Origin of the sequence: Micromonospora peucetia (assembly GCF_900091625.1) — a bacterium.
Taxonomy (GTDB): Bacteria; Actinomycetota; Actinomycetes; order Mycobacteriales; family Micromonosporaceae; genus Micromonospora; species Micromonospora peucetia.
Window position 1 is genome coordinate 4618138 of record NZ_FMIC01000002.1, and the last position, 14147, is coordinate 4632284.

General features: G+C 69.1%; 15 protein-coding genes. 12 read left to right on the forward strand and 3 right to left on the reverse strand.

Going from position 1 to position 14147, the window contains the following annotated elements; all coding sequences use genetic code 11:
• Positions 1 to 219: 219 nt before the first annotated feature.
• The 7 genes from GA0070608_RS21250 to GA0070608_RS21280 all read left to right on the forward strand — a co-directional run bounded on the left by GA0070608_RS21250 (position 220) and on the right by GA0070608_RS21280 (position 6187).
• Positions 220 to 1035: an ABC transporter permease gene (locus GA0070608_RS21250; RefSeq protein WP_218107545.1), complete on the forward strand. Its 816-nt coding sequence runs from the start codon at positions 220 to 222 to the stop codon at positions 1033 to 1035.
• Positions 1032 to 1814, forward strand: a complete 783-nt coding sequence (locus GA0070608_RS21255) for an ABC transporter ATP-binding protein (RefSeq protein WP_091630299.1) — start codon at positions 1032 to 1034, stop codon at positions 1812 to 1814. Before GA0070608_RS21250 ends, GA0070608_RS21255 begins: the two co-directional genes overlap by 4 nt.
• Positions 1811 to 2815: an aliphatic sulfonate ABC transporter substrate-binding protein gene (locus GA0070608_RS21260; RefSeq protein WP_091630300.1), complete on the forward strand. Its 1005-nt coding sequence runs from the start codon at positions 1811 to 1813 to the stop codon at positions 2813 to 2815. The genes GA0070608_RS21255 and GA0070608_RS21260 overlap by 4 nt, the downstream gene beginning before the upstream one ends.
• A gap of 29 nt (positions 2816 to 2844) precedes the next feature.
• Positions 2845 to 4257: a sulfatase family protein gene (locus tag GA0070608_RS21265; protein ID WP_218107546.1), complete on the forward strand. Its 1413-nt coding sequence runs from the start codon at positions 2845 to 2847 to the stop codon at positions 4255 to 4257.
• A complete protein-coding gene (locus GA0070608_RS21270) occupies positions 4227 to 4652 on the forward strand; it encodes a YidH family protein (protein WP_218107547.1) in 426 nt (141 codons plus the stop codon). The genes GA0070608_RS21265 and GA0070608_RS21270 overlap by 31 nt, the downstream gene beginning before the upstream one ends.
• A complete protein-coding gene (locus GA0070608_RS21275; protein ID WP_091630301.1) occupies positions 4652 to 4969 on the forward strand; it encodes a DUF202 domain-containing protein in 318 nt (105 codons plus the stop codon). The genes GA0070608_RS21270 and GA0070608_RS21275 overlap by 1 nt, the downstream gene beginning before the upstream one ends.
• 141 nt (positions 4970 to 5110) lie before the next feature.
• On the forward strand, positions 5111 to 6187 hold the full coding sequence (locus GA0070608_RS21280; protein ID WP_091630302.1) for a S66 peptidase family protein: 1077 nt from the start codon (positions 5111 to 5113) through the stop codon (positions 6185 to 6187).
• Positions 6188 to 6244: 57 nt separating this feature from the next.
• On the opposite strand, the gene GA0070608_RS21285 is transcribed toward GA0070608_RS21280, so the two are convergent.
• Complete coding sequence (locus tag GA0070608_RS21285) at positions 6245 to 7234, reverse strand: helix-turn-helix transcriptional regulator (RefSeq protein ID WP_281186139.1); 990 nt, start codon at positions 7232 to 7234, stop codon at positions 6245 to 6247.
• Positions 7235 to 7360: 126 nt separating this feature from the next.
• Here GA0070608_RS21285 and GA0070608_RS21290 point away from each other — a divergent pair, with 126 nt between their 5' ends.
• The 5 genes from GA0070608_RS21290 to GA0070608_RS21310 all read left to right on the forward strand — a co-directional run bounded on the left by GA0070608_RS21290 (position 7361) and on the right by GA0070608_RS21310 (position 12625).
• A complete protein-coding gene (locus GA0070608_RS21290) occupies positions 7361 to 8218 on the forward strand; it encodes an aldo/keto reductase (RefSeq protein ID WP_245715867.1) in 858 nt (285 codons plus the stop codon).
• A 124-nt stretch (positions 8219 to 8342) separates the two neighbouring features.
• Positions 8343 to 9035, forward strand: coding sequence for a flavodoxin (locus GA0070608_RS21295; protein ID WP_091630304.1), 693 nt, complete (start codon positions 8343 to 8345; stop codon positions 9033 to 9035).
• A 204-nt stretch (positions 9036 to 9239) separates the two neighbouring features.
• Positions 9240 to 10526: an MFS transporter gene (locus tag GA0070608_RS21300; RefSeq protein WP_091630305.1), complete on the forward strand. Its 1287-nt coding sequence runs from the start codon at positions 9240 to 9242 to the stop codon at positions 10524 to 10526.
• A 170-nt stretch (positions 10527 to 10696) separates the two neighbouring features.
• The gene (locus GA0070608_RS21305; protein WP_091630306.1) at positions 10697 to 11398 is read left to right on the forward strand and encodes a DivIVA domain-containing protein; all 702 of its coding nucleotides are present in this window, start codon (positions 10697 to 10699) and stop codon (positions 11396 to 11398) included.
• Positions 11399 to 11866: 468 nt separating this feature from the next.
• Complete coding sequence (locus tag GA0070608_RS21310; protein ID WP_091630307.1) at positions 11867 to 12625, forward strand: DivIVA domain-containing protein; 759 nt, start codon at positions 11867 to 11869, stop codon at positions 12623 to 12625.
• 84 nt (positions 12626 to 12709) lie between these two features.
• Here GA0070608_RS21310 and GA0070608_RS33075 read toward each other — a convergent pair whose 3' ends face one another.
• Together GA0070608_RS33075 and GA0070608_RS21320 are read right to left on the reverse strand one after the other, a co-directional pair.
• On the reverse strand, positions 12710 to 12958 hold the full coding sequence (locus GA0070608_RS33075; RefSeq protein WP_091630308.1) for a hypothetical protein: 249 nt from the start codon (positions 12956 to 12958) through the stop codon (positions 12710 to 12712).
• Between the two features lie 227 nt (positions 12959 to 13185).
• Positions 13186 to 14040: a hypothetical protein gene (locus tag GA0070608_RS21320; RefSeq protein ID WP_141719522.1), complete on the reverse strand. Its 855-nt coding sequence runs from the start codon at positions 14038 to 14040 to the stop codon at positions 13186 to 13188.
• Between the last annotated feature and the right edge of the window lie 107 nt (positions 14041 to 14147).

A 14147-nucleotide genomic window follows, 5' to 3' on the forward strand; every position in this document is an offset into this window, starting at 1 on the left:
GCCGGCGTCGTTCCCCGTGCGGAGCCTCGTAGGCTGTCGGCGCCCCGGAGCTCACGCTTTGTGAGCGCGGGGAAGGCGGCTGGGCAAGGGCGGCTGGCTCGGCAATTTAGTCCGAAGGGTTGACATGATTAGCCGCGTACCGAAAGATTCCCTTACCTTGAGCGCCGCCTGCCGGGAAGGGGAGGCGCCCACATCCGAGTTGGGCTACGGAGGGCCACCGTGCCGATAGACGTTCAACCACCCCGGACCCGCGGGCCGGACACCACCCGCGCGGCGTCGCCGCCGCGTCGCGCCGTACCGCTGCCGGTGTGGAACCTGCTCGCCGTCGTGCTCGGCCTCGGCATCTGGACCGTGCTCGCCCGGGTCGGAGTGTCGGGCCTTCCCGGGCCGCAGGCGGTCGCCGTCCGCGCCGGTGAACTCGCGATGGACGGCACCCTGCTCGACGACAGCCTCGCCAGCCTGCGCCGGGTGCTCATCGGATTCGCGCTCGGCAGCGCCCTCGCGGTGCCGGTCGGCTTCCTCATGGGCTGGTACCGGACGGCCCGGGGCCTGATCGAGCCCTACGTGCAGTTCTTCCGCACGATCCCGCCGCTGGCCGTCATCCCGCTGGCCATCCTGCTGATGGGCATCGGGGAGACCCCGAAGATCTTCGTCATCTTCCTGGCCGCGTTCCTGTCCTGCGTCGTGTCGACGTTCCAGGGCGTGGTGAGCGTCGACGCCACCATGATCAACGCTGCCCGGGTGCTCGGGGCCAACGACGCCGTGGTGTTCCGCCGGGTCGTGGTCCCCGCCTCCACCCCGTTCATCCTGGTCGGCATGCGCGTCGGCCTCGGCGCGGCGTGGGCGACCCTGGTGGCGGCCGAGCTGATCGCCGCGCAGGAAGGCCTCGGCTACCGGATGCAGCAGTCGCAGATCTACTACGACCTGCCGAGCATCTTCGTCGGCCTGATCACCATCGGCGTGCTCGGCCTGATCATGGACCGGCTGCTGCTCGCCGCGGAGAAGCGCCTCACCGGATGGCAGGAACGCCGATGACCGAGAAGATCTCCTTCCGCTCCGTCAGCCGCACCTTCGACGTGGGCGGGCAACCGTTCCACGCGCTGCGGGACGTCGACCTGGACATCGCCGACCGCGAGTTCGTCACCGTGGTCGGACCGTCCGGGTGCGGCAAGTCGACCCTGATGAACATCGCGGCCGGCCTCGTCGAACCCACCGGCGGTGAGGTGCTCGTCGACTCGCGGCCGGTAAACGGGCCCAGCCCGGAACGCGGCGTCATCTTCCAGCAGTACGCGCTCTTCCCCTGGCTGACCGTGCGTCAGAACGTCGAGTTCGGTCTCCGGATCGCCAAGGTCGGGCGGGCCGAGCGGCGACGCCGGGCGCAGCACTTCATCGACCTGGTGGGCCTCACCGACTTCGCGGACGCGCTGCCCCGGATGCTCTCCGGCGGGATGCGGCAGCGCTGCGCGATCGCCCGCGCCTACGCCGTCGACCCCGGCATCCTGCTCATGGACGAACCCTTCGGCGCCCTCGACGCCCTCACCCGGGTGCAGTTGCAGGATCAACTGCTGGCCACCTGGGGCTCCGAGCGCCGCACCGTCATGTTCATCACCCACGACGTCGACGAGGCGGTCTACCTCGCCAACCGGGTCGTCGTGATGGCGGCCAGGCCAGGCCGGGTGTACGAGGTCATCGACGTGGACCTGCCGTACCCGCGTACCGAAGCCGTCCGCCTCTCGCCGGAATTCTCCCAGATCCGCAATCGGGTCTGGCGCGCCGTCTACCACCAGACCTCTCCGGAAGGTGCATCGCTATGAGCCCTCTGTCCCGTCGTGCCGTCCTGGCCGGCCTCGTCGGCCTCGGCACCGCCGCCGCCCTCACCGCCTGCGGCGACGACGAGCAGTCCGCAGCCGGCGGCTCCGGCGGTGGCGAACCGGTGAAGCTGGGCTACATCGCCGACTTCACCGGTGCGAGCCTGATGGCGATCGCCCAGGAGAAGAAGCTGTGGGCCCAGCACGGCCTGAAGCCGGACCTGAAGGTCTTCACCAACGGACCCCTCCAGGTGCAGGCGCTCGGCGCCGGCGACCTCGACTTCGGCTACCTGGGCCCGGGTGCGATGTGGCTGCCGGCCTCCGGCAAGGCCCGAGTCATCGCCGTCAACTCGCTGGGGTTCGCCGACCGGGTCATCGCCCAGCCGGGTATCACCTCCATCGCCGCGCTCAAGGGCAAGAAGATCGGCGTGCCGGAGGGTACCTCCGGCGACATGATCGTGCGGCTGGCGCTGCGGCGCGCCGGGCTCTCCATCGACGACGTCCAGAAGGTCGCGATGGACGCCAGTACGGTGGTCACCGCCTTCGGTTCCGGCCAGATCGACGCGGCCGGCATCTGGTACCCGCTGATCGGCACGATCAAGAAGCGGGTGCCGGACCTGACGGAGCTGGCCAAGAACGAGGACTTCTACCCGGACATCAGCTTCCCGTCCGCCTACGTCGGGCGCAACGACGTGGTGACCGGCAAGCCGGAACTGGTGAAGAAGGTGCTCGCGGTACTGCGTGCCGCCAACGACGAGCGGGCGGCCGACGTGGAGGGGGCGGTCGCGCTCACCGCGAAGTTCCTCAAGTCTGCACCGGTCGACCAGTTGCGCGCCGAAGCCACCAACGCCCGGTTCCTGCCGTCGGCCGAACTCGCCGCCAAGTCCACCGACGGCACCGTCGCGGGCTGGCTCAACGGCCTCAACGGCCTCTTCAAGGACCTCGGCAAGCTGCCGGACGTGGTCGACCCGAACACCTACTACGACGCCGCCGCGTACGCGTCCTGAGCACCAGTCGTTTCAGAAAGGATCAACCCGTGCGGCCCAACATCGTCTTCATCATGGCCGACGACCACGCCGCGCACGCGGTCGGCGCCTACGGAAGCAAGATCAACCAGACACCGCACATCGACCGCATCGCGACCGGCGGTGCGCTGCTGGAGAACTGTTTCTGCACCAACTCGCTCTGCGCGCCCAGTCGGGCCACCATCCTCACCGGCACCTACAACCACGTCAACGGCGTGCAGACGTTGTCGACCGAGTTCGACAACCGGCAGCTCGTCTTCCCGGAGCTGCTGCGCCGGGCCGGCTACCAGACGGCGTTGGTCGGCAAGTGGCACCTCGGGCACGGCCCGGAGCACGACCCCCGCGGCTTCGACTACTGGGAGGTCGTGCCGGGCCAGGGCCGCTACCGCGATCCGGTCTTCATCGGCATGGACGGCACCGAGCGGGTCCGCCCGGGCTACTGCACCAACATCATCACCGACCTGGCCGTCGACTGGCTCGACCAGCGCGACCCGCAGCGCCCCTTCTGCCTGCTGGTGCACCACAAGGCGCCGCACCGCAACTGGGAACCCGACGACAAGCACCGTGACCTGTACGTCGACGACGTGGCCGTGCCGGGCTCGTTCGACGACGACCACTCCGGGCACGCCGCCGCGGCCCGGGCCGCACGGATGCGGGTGGACCGGGACCTGACGGCTGACGACATCAAGGAGATGCTGCCGCCGCACCTGGATCCGGACGAGGCCGCGCTCTGGACCTATCAGCGGTACATCAAGGACTATCTACGCTGCGTCGCCGGGGTCGACGACAACGTCGGCCGCCTGCTCGACTACCTCGACGAACACGGGCTGACCGACGACACCATCGTCGTCTACACGTCGGACCAGGGTTTCTTCCTGGGTGACCACGGCTGGTACGACAAGCGGTTCATGTACGAGGAGTCGCTGCGGATGCCATTCCTGATCCGCTACCCGGCGGAGATCCCGGCCGGCTCCGCCAGCAACGCCCTCGCCATGAACGTCGACTTCGCCCAGACGTTCCTCGACTACGCCGACGTGCCGGCCGACCCCCGCATGCAGGGACGCTCACTGCGGTCGCTGCTGCGCGGCGAGGACGTCGGCGACTGGCGGCAGTCGGTGTACTACCGCTACTGGGAGCACGACGACGACGAACACCACGTGTGGGCGCACTACGGCGTACGTACCCACGACCACAAGCTGGTCTACTACTACGCCGACGGGCTCGGCCTGCCCGGCACCTCCGCCACGGCCCAGGAGCCGGAGTGGGAGCTGTTCGACCTGCGGGCCGACCCGTGGGAGATGCGCAGCGTCTACGACGACCCGGCGTACGCCCAGATCCGGGTGGCGCTAATCGAGGAGTTGGCCCGCGTCCAGCGGGAGTGTGGGGACACCCCGTGGCAGCCCTCGGTGCCGGTCGCCGGGTGACGGACGAGGCACCTTCCACGTCGGTCGGCCCGGGCGAGCGGCCGGGACCAGCCGATCCGCGCTGGCCGCGCCGGGTCTACGGGGTGGGCACGGAGCCGGACCCGCGGTTCACCCTCGCCAACGAACGCACGTTCCTCGCCTGGCTGCGGACCGCCCTGGGGCTGATGGTGGCCGCCGCGGCGGTCAGGGCCTTCGGCACGGACGGCTCGCGGTGGACGGCGGCCGTGCTGGCGGTGCTGGCCGTCGGGGTGGCTGCCGAGGCGTTCCCCCGGTGGAGCCGCAACGAGCGCGCACTGCGGCAGCAGTTGCCGTTGCCGTCCACCCCCGTCGCGGTCGTCTCGGCGGTGGGGGTGGTCGCGGCCGGCGTGACGATCGCCGTCGTCGTGTCGATCTGATGGAGCCGCAGCTCGCCGACCGGGGGGCACAGGCCGAACGCACCCTGCTCGCGTGGCTGCGTACCGCGATGGCGACGGCCACCGTGCTGGTCGCCGTCGGCCGTGAGCTGGTGCCGCGTCATCCGTTCGCCGGAGGGCTCGTGCTGGCCTGCGCTCCGGTCGCCGTCGCGATGGCCGTCCTGGCCAAACGCCGGTATCGCGCCGTCCGGCTGCCCACCCACCTCGGCCGCCCGGGAGGTGCCGTTCTGCTGGCCGCCGGCAGCGCACTGGTCGTGGCGGGCGGGTTAGCGGTCCTCGCCTACGTCGTCGCCCGATAGTCGCCGTGTTGTAGGGCCGTCGCAGCGGAGGTGTCCTCGTCCAGACACGCAGATCGCTTGCGGGCGATCGTTAGCATTGATGTCGCTGGATGGATTGCCCGGGTCGGAATGCCGGTCCCGGCACGACGGGGGAGGACGCCGATGCGAGATTCTGACGAGGGCGTGGCCACTACGGGTCCCGGCGCCGCGGCCCTGTCCCGGCGGCACGTGCTGCACGCCGGGGCAGCGGCGGCGGCCGGTGGTGCGCTGCTGATCGGCGCCGCCGGGGCGGTTCAGGCGGCGCCGCGCGGTGGGCGGCCTCCGGTCCGGGCCCGTGCCCTGGTCCCCGGTGACCGGGTTCGGGTGGTGTCGCCGGGCAGCACCCCGGACCCCGCCCTGATGGACCGTGGCATCGAGATCCTCCGTGGCTGGGGGCTGAAGGTGGAACTGGGCCAGCACGTCTTCACCCGGTACGGCTACCTGGCCGGCACCGACGCGCAGCGGCTGGCCGACGTGAACGCCGCGTTCGCCGACCCGGGTGTGCGGGCTGTCTTCGCCGCCCGTGGCGGCTACGGCACCCAGCGGATCGTGGACCGGATGAACGTGTCCGCCCTGCGTCGCGACCCGAAGGTGGTGGTCGGGTTCAGTGACATCACCAGCATCCACGGTCGACTGTGGCGCGAGGCCGGCCTGGTCAGCTTCTACGGCCCGATGGTCAACTGGACGGACAGCCGGACCGGTCCGGACTCGGCCGAGGCGCTGCGCCGGGCGGTCATGACCACCACGCCGATCACCATCAACCGGGATCCGGCCGAGACCGCCGCCTCGGTCATGGTGCCGGGTCGGGCGACCGGCCGGCTGCTCGGCGGGTGCCTGACCCTTATCTCGACCTCGCTGGGCGCCGGGGACGCACCGGACTTCGACGGCGCCATCCTGTTCTTCGAGGACGTGGACGAGGCTCCGTACAACTACGACAGCATGTTGACCGAACTGCGCCGGGTGGGCGTGCTTGGCCGGGTTGCCGGGGTGGTGGTCGGTCAGGTCACCAACAGCGTCGCCGAGCCCGGCGAGTGGGACGCCGTGGCCGTACTCAGGGATCGTCTCTGCGACCTCGGCGTCCCGGTGCTTGGCGGGCTCCGTCTCGGGCACGGCAACGGCCAGCTCACCATCCCGCTCGGCGCCCGGGCCGCAATCGACGCCGAGGCCGGGACGCTGACCGTGGAGGCCGGCGTCCGGTAGCCGGACCCGCTTACCGCCGGCCGTCAGGATGACGGGTCAGGTAGCCGCGTCCCGGTCTCACGGGGTGTCGACACCGGGGTCCTGCGGCAAGCGGCTACCGGGGTGTGCCGTGCCTCGGCCTGATCCTGTGGTTCGGCCGGAGGCTTCTGGGGTGCACCAGGTGGACAGGAAGGCGAGGGCTTGCGCGGTGGGGCCGGTGGGTTCGAAGGTGTAGGTGACGATGGTCAGGTCCGGATCGCCGGGTAGCTGGAGGGCTTCGCCGGTGAGTTCGAGGTCGCCCGCGATCGCGTGGTGCATCGTCTTGGTGGCGGTGTGGTGCAGCCTCACGTTGTGAGTGGCCCACCAGGTACGAAAGTGCGCGCTGCGGGTGCTGAGTTCGCCGATCAGATCGGTGAGGCCGCGGTCGTAGGGGGTGCGTCCGGCTTGGGTGCGTAAGGCGGCGACGCAGTCTGCGGCTACGGTCTCCCACTCGCGGTAGAAGTCCTGCGAGCGGAGGTCGAGGAAGAGGTGGCGGGCGAGGTTGAAGGTGGCACCCGTGCCCACGGCGTCCGCGTAAAGCGCGTGACCGAGTCGATTCATGGCCAAAACGTCGAGACATCCGTTGCGGGCGTACGCGGGGGCGTTGATGGTGTCGAGGATGCGCTGTACTCCCTGACGGACGATCGTCCGGCTTGTCGGGCGTCGGGGCGGGCGGCCTGTGACCGCACGTCCGATGGCGTTGGCGGTGTCGGCCAGGTTGAACAGGTGTGTGCGCTCGGCCTCGTCGAGCTGCAGAGCCCGGAACAGGGCTTCGAGCACCGAATGGGAGACGCCGGCCAGGTTGCCGCGTTCGAGACGGGTGTAGTAGTCGGTGCTGATTCCGGCGAGCATCGCGACCTCTTCGCGGCGCAGTCCCTTGACCCGTCGCTTGCCGCCGAAGAACGGCACCCCCGCCTGCTCGGGGGTCAGCCGCTCCCGGCGGGTGATGAGGAAGTCGCGAACCTCGTCCCGGTTGTCCACGTCCTCGACCGTACGACGCCCGTGCGGCAGGCAGGGAGGGTCTGGCATTACCGGGCAGGACCGTCACTGCCTGCCGCGCGGGAAATCAGGTTTCGTGGAGTCAGCGGAAGGAACTGACCGACTACCGGCCCACCCGGGCTGGCAGAGCCCACTGAACCTGCGGAGGAAGTCATCGTGGCACCACAGAACCGACTGATCACGCTCAACAACGGCGTCCAGATGCCGATTCTCGGCTTCGGCGTCTTCCAGGTCCCCGAAGACCAGACCGAGCAGGTTGTCACGGACGCTCTCGCCGCCGGCTACCGGTCCATCGACACCGCCGCCTCGTACGGCAACGAGGAAGCCGTTGGCCGCGCGATCAAGGGCAGCGGAATCCCGCGCGAGGAGTTGTTCATCACCACCAAGATGTGGATCCAACACACCGGCGAGGACACCGCCAAGCGCGAATTCGACAATTCTCTGCGGCGCCTGGGCCTGGACTACCTCGACCTGTACCTCATTCACCAGCCCCTCGGGGACTATTACAGTTCCTGGCGGGCTATGCAGAAGCTGTACGGCGAAAGTCTGATCAAAGCGATCGGGGTTTCCAACTTCTACCCCGACCGGCTCGTCGATTTGATCCAGCACAACGACGTTACCCCGGCCGTGAACCAGATCGAGACGCACCCGTTCTTCCAGCGCCAAGCCGACCAGCAGCTCATGCGCGAACACGGTGTACAGATCGAGTCCTGGGGTCCGTTCGCCGAGGGCAGGAACGACCTGTTCACCAACCCCGTCCTGGCCGAGATCGGCAGTGCGCACGGCAAGTCCGTCGCCCAGGTCGTCCTGCGGTGGCTCACCCAGCGTGATGTCGTGGTCATTCCGAAGTCCGTACGTCCCGACCGCATGGCCGAGAACCTCGACATCTTCGACTTCGACCTCACCGACGACGAGATGACCCGTGTCGCGGCCCTGGACACGGGCGCGACCGTCTTCTTCGATCACCACGACCCCGCGATGGTCGAGTGGCTCGGCGGGCGCCGCGTCGACTGACGCGCCAGCCCGTTGAGGGCACCGCCGTGGTGCGAAAGCGGTCGCCCGACGCCGCGCCTGGCTACTGGCCGAGGGCGACCCGCCCCCTTGATGAACACCGACGACCAACGTGGAAGTGGATGACATGCAGGACTCGCCACTGGCGACACGACGACGGTCGCTGCTGCAACTGGCCGGTCTGGTGACGGTGAGCGCCGTGGCCGGGAGCAACCTCGCCGGCTGCGTGGCCGGTACGTCCGGCCAAACGACCGCGAGCCCCGCGCCTCGCGGCTCGGCCACATCCAGCGGGCGTCCCAGAGTGCTGCTGGCGTACTTCTCCCGCGCCGGCTGGAACTATCACTACGGAGGCCGCACCCACCTGCGGACTGGAAACACCGAAGTGCTCGCCGTCATGATCAGCAGGCTCATCGAATGCGACGTCCACCGCATCGAAGCAGCCGAGCCCTACTCCGACGACTACCAGGACACCGTCGAGCGCAACGTGCGAGAGCAGAGCACCGACGCGCGTCCCGTGATCGCCGACCCACTTGCGTCCATCGACCAGTACGAGATCGTCCTGCTGGCCAGCGGGATCTGGAACGTCCGCGCACCCATGATCATGTCAAGGTTCGCCGACAGCTACGACTTCGCCGGCAAGACCGTCCACCCGGTTACCACCCACGCCATGAGCGGGCTGGGCACCACCGAACGCGACTACGCGGCCACCTGCCGCGGTGCTGTCATCGCCGACGGACTCGCCGTACGCGGCGAAGAAGTCAACGATGCCCGTCCCGCGGTGGAAACCTGGCTGCGGCAGAACGGCCTGCTCAACCCGTGACCACGCACCAGGGCATCCCGGCGCTCCTGGCGGCTGTCCGGGGTCGATGAGGTCGCGTTGAGCGGTGACGGGCTGTACCGCGAACATTGACGAAGCGATCCCATCTCCCTAAGTTGAGCCGGTAGCACTCAACTTTGAGTGATGGGGCGTTCGGTGTCCTGCGCGGAGGCCTCGCGCCAGCCGGACAACGCTGCTGGAGGTTCGATGAGTGGCAGCTCGCACGTCCTACGGGACCGCAACGGGGCCGCCTACCTGGGTGCGGTGGTCGTCTCCGGATTCGGTACCAGCGCGATGATGCTGGTCGCCGGGATCTGGGTGATGACACTGACGAAATCGACCAGCCTGGCCGCCCTGGTGACCTTCCTGGTGTGGGCGCCGACCCTGGTCGGGCCGGTGATCGGGGCCGTGGTCGACAAGGTTCGCCAGCGCCGCCTCGTCCTCATCGTGTCGAACCTGGTGATGGCCGTTCTGCTGCTTTCGCTGCTGCTGGTCCGCTCTGCCGACCAGGTCTGGCTCTTGTTCGTGGTCATGTTCCTCTACGGCATCAGCTTCGTCGCGTCGGACGCGGCCGAGACGGCGATTCTGCCGTCCGCCATCCCTGACAACCTGCTCGCCGATGTCAACGGACTCCGGATGTCGGCCTCCGAAGGCATGAAGCTCGTCGCGCCGCTGGCCGGAGCGGGACTGTTCAGCCTCCTGGGCGGCTCCGCAGTGGCGGCGCTCGATGCCGCCACGTTCGTGCTGGCCGCGTACCTGTGTGCGCTGATCCGACCCCGGCCCGGGCTCCCGGTGACCACCGGGGCGGAGTCCGACCACACTGAGGGTTGGCTGCGTGGGCTCGTCGAGAGCACCCGCCTGCTCTGGCACCATGCCGCGCTGCGCCGGCTGGTGCTGGTCGGCTCGGTGACGATGTTCGTCGCCGGTGTCGGCGGTGCCACGGTGTTCGCCATCGTCGACCAGGGCCTGCACCGGGCTCCGGCCCTCGTCGGCGTGCTCGCCGCGGTTCAGGGCGGTGGTGCCGTGGTAGGTGGCCTGCTTGCGGGGCCGCTGATGAAACGGCTGAGCGCGCGCCTCTTCGTGGCCATGGCGGTCGTGCTGTTCGCGGTCGGCGTGCTGATGCGGGCCACCCCGTCGCTGTCTCCGGTGGTGGTGGCGAGCTTTCTCGGCGGTCTCAGCCTGCCGTGGGTGCTCGTCGTCGTGGCCACCTCGGTGCAGCGCGACATCCCGTCGGCCTATCTCGGGCGGGTGGCGGCAACCGTCCACATGCTCACGTTCGCTCCGAACGCTCTCGGTCAGGCGCTCGGCGCCGGCCTGCTCGTCTTCGTCGGCTACCGGATGATCCTCCTCGTGGCCGGCGCCATTGCTCTGCTGGCCGTCCTCGGCTGTCTCTGGCGGTTCCCCGTCGACCGGAAGCAGGCCGGTGAAGAGGCCGGACGCGCGGACGAGCAGGTTCCGGCGCGCCCCACCGCAGAGAGTGTGGACGCGCCCTGACGGCCCGCAGTTTGCAGACGCGGGGGTGGACCATCGCTGCTATATGATGCGCGATGGCACTCGCGCTCGTTGCGCATCCGACGGTGACGGGGTTACTGCATCCGCAGCACGGTAGAGCGAACCCTGGCTCGACGGGCGATGTCGCTCAGCGACCGATCCAAGGAGTTCCTATGCCCCTGACGCCGGCCGACATTCACAACATGGCCTTCAAGAAGCCCTCGCTCGGCAAGCGGGGGTACGACGAGGAAGAGGTGGATGCCTTCCTCGACGAGGTCGAACGTGAGATCCAGCGGCTCGCGGACGACAACAGCGCTCTGCGGGCGCAGGTCGAGACCGGTGTCGGCGCGCACGACCGGCTCGGCCCGGAGTTGCAGGAACTGCGGGCGCAGTTGGACCGGTCGCAAAGAGAGCGGGCGGCCGCTGAGCAGGCCGCGCAGGACGCGCAGCGACAGTTGGAGTCGGCGCGCGCTCAGGCCAGGGAGGACGCACCCGATGAGGGAAGCAGGGGCCTGCCGGTACTCATGATGGCGCAACGCACCGCCGATGAGTATCTGAGCAAGGCGCGTCTGGAAGCCGATGAACTGCTGTCGGGAACCCGTGCGAAGATTGAAAGAATGGTTCAGGAGGCGCAGGCCAAGGCGCAGAAAACAGAGACGCAGGCCGTTGGTCGCCACAAGGAGGCGATCGAGGGCCTCGACGTCAGTCTGACGGAGGCACAGCGGCACATCATCACTCTCACTCATTTTGCGCAGGATTACCGCAGGCGCCTACAGGAGCATCTGTCGAGTCTGATGAACGACATGGATGGTGCCGGCATCAGGGACAAGCACATCCCCGACGAGCTGCCGGCCCAGCTCAGCTCCGAAAACTGAGGGTGCTCGCCGAGCCTGCGGGTGGTCGCTTCGGCCCGCCCGACAGTGGCGGATTCTGGCGTGCGAGCGGGTGACCTCGTAAAGCCGGTCCCGGCGGCGATCTTCTGTCACGTGCGAGGGCGTCCGCACCCCGGCGCGCCACCCGCTTCCGTCAGCCGTACGCCGCCTCCCGCGACACCCGAGGCCGCGCCGCGATCTCACACACCGACACCGACCCACCCTGCGGGAACCACCCGGTCGCCCGTCCCCACGTGGACAGCCCACCACCATCGGGATACCTCATGGCACCCATCCACCCGAAGCCACGCCAGCAAGCACATCCACATCGGACGAGCCTGACCTTTCATGATCTGTAATGAAGGCCACTCGTAACGGCGACATTGTTGATGCGCTGCGTCCATCCGCACCGGCTGAGGTACTCTGTCTCGCGCTACGCCGTGCACGCGGGGCGAACTTCAGGGAGCCAAGATGCCATTAACTCCGGCCGACATCCATAACGTCGCTTTCAAGAAGCCGCCGATCGGCAAAAGGGGCTACGACGAGGAGGAAGTCGACGCCTTCCTCGATGGGATCGAACATGAAATCATTCGATTGATCGAGGAAAATGAATCACTGCGTCGAAGGTCCGTGCATGGCCCATCCGCCCATGAGGGGGACAGCCTCAGCGCAGCCGGCTACGCCGAGCTATCGGAACTGCGGTCGAGGCTCCAGCGGGTGATGAGCGAGAAGGCGGACACCGAACGGGTTCGGGATCTGCTGCAGGATGATCTGGAGCGTGCCCGTGCGCAGGCTGCGTCTCGCACCGAGGGGGGCGCACAGGACGGTCAGGTGACCCGTGTGCTCGAGATGGCGCAGCAGACGGCGGACGGCCACATCGCGGACGCCCGCCGCGAGGCTGACAAGCTGGTCGGGAGCGCCCTGGGGCAGGCACAGTCGCTGGTGGACGAGGCGCAGGCGAACGCCGGGAAGACCGAGGATACGGCCCTCCAGCGCTACCGCGACGCGATCCGTACGTTGGAGAACGAGCGCGACGCTCTACAGCGGCGGGTGGAAGAACTCACCGGCTTCGGGCGCGACTACCAGGAGCGCCTGCGAGTCGAGGTGACGCACCGGATGCACAACATGAAGGACATCCCCAAGCTCGGCCCGGCCCCGGTGTTCGACGAGAGCGCCTGGCTTCGCCATCGGCGTCCGGGTCGGCAGAACGTGAGTGGTGACGCCCGCTGAGCAATACGTGTTGGGCGGGGGCGCGGTCTCGCTCACCCTGCGCTCTTCGCGCGTGATCACGCACGGCTCGTGTTGTTCGACTGGCTACACAACCCTCTCGCCGGCCTGCGTGACGGGTTCCTGCCCCCGCCCGACCTCGACCTCGTCGAACCGGTCGGATTCGATGATGGCCGCGGCGGCTGCCTTGCCGATGTCGTCGACTGCGAGGGAGCGCCGGGTCCCGGGCTTCAGCACAGTCACCAGGCCGCCCTCGGTGCTGTACGCCCGCGCCCGCGAACTGGCCGACGTAGCCGACTCTCGCGCCGCGCTGCCGAAGTGGCTGAGCTCCGTCACCGCGTACGCCGCAACTGTCCGAGGACTGGATCGCGCTGACCCGCGACAGAGTTGCCGCCCCCGACGTGGCGCTCGGTGAGCTGCGCCGAGGCGCAGCTCACCGAGGAGGGCGAACCACTGGTGCGCCGCGAATGACGGTGCGTTGGCACCGGGCGTGACCGGCACCGACCTGCTCACGCCCTTCGCCGCGCGGCGCCGACAGCTGTGGCAGACGCCGCGCGGCGCGGTCAGCTGCCGCAGACGCCGTACCCGCTCAGGCTCCACGTGCCGGCGAAGCCGTCGGCGTCCTCGTCCGCTCGTACGCGCAGGGTGGTGCCGGCGGTGATGTTGAGCGCGCTGAGCAGCACCTGCCCATTGCCGGCGTTGATGTCCGCTCCGATGCTGTAGAGCGCCTTGCCGGCCGGGCAGGTCTTCAGGTGGGTGGTGGCGGGGTCACTCGCGCTGGTTCCCGTAACCACGATCCGCTCCAACCCGGCGGGCGCGGTGGCGCAGACCGCGAACGAGGTGGCGCTCCAGCCGGTCGGTGCCGTGCCCTGGACCGCGACCGCCCGGACGGTCACCGACGTCAGGTCGAACGACGGCACCACCTGGTCGAGCACAACGTCACCCTGGCCGCCGTTGATCCGTCCGCCCATCCCGATGACCTTCTTCGTCCCGCAGCTCGCGGTGACGAACTCCGTGCCGGCGGCCCCGGTCGTCGCGACGACCTGGTAACCGGCCGGTGGGGTGGCGCACTGGCCGATGGCCTGGAGCCCCCACTCGCCGGTGAAGTTCGTCGGGCCGACCTCCCGCATGGTCGTGAAGAAGCCACTGCCGTTCGCCAGTGGTTCCAGGCGGTCCAGCCCGACCCTGCCCTGCGCACTCGACCCGGCGGTGAGGAACCCGCCTCCGCCGGTGACGACCTTGCCGGCTGGGCACGGCGCGAGCGCCGACTTGTCCTGGCTGCTGTCGGCGGCCGTCCCGACGACGGTCTCCAGCCCGGCGGGAGCTGCCGCTGCCGGGGTCGCCCAGCCCATCGCGGCCAGCACCGTAGCCGCTCCGAAGGCTGCCGTCAGCAGGCCGCTTCTCGTGTTCGCTCGCATGTCGATCTCCCTGTCCGCTGCTGGCCGGCGCTGGTGCCGGCCGTTGCTCCCACCGCAGGATCTTGGCCGGTCGGTCTGGAGAAGCCTGGGCGCCGAGCTTTGTCGTC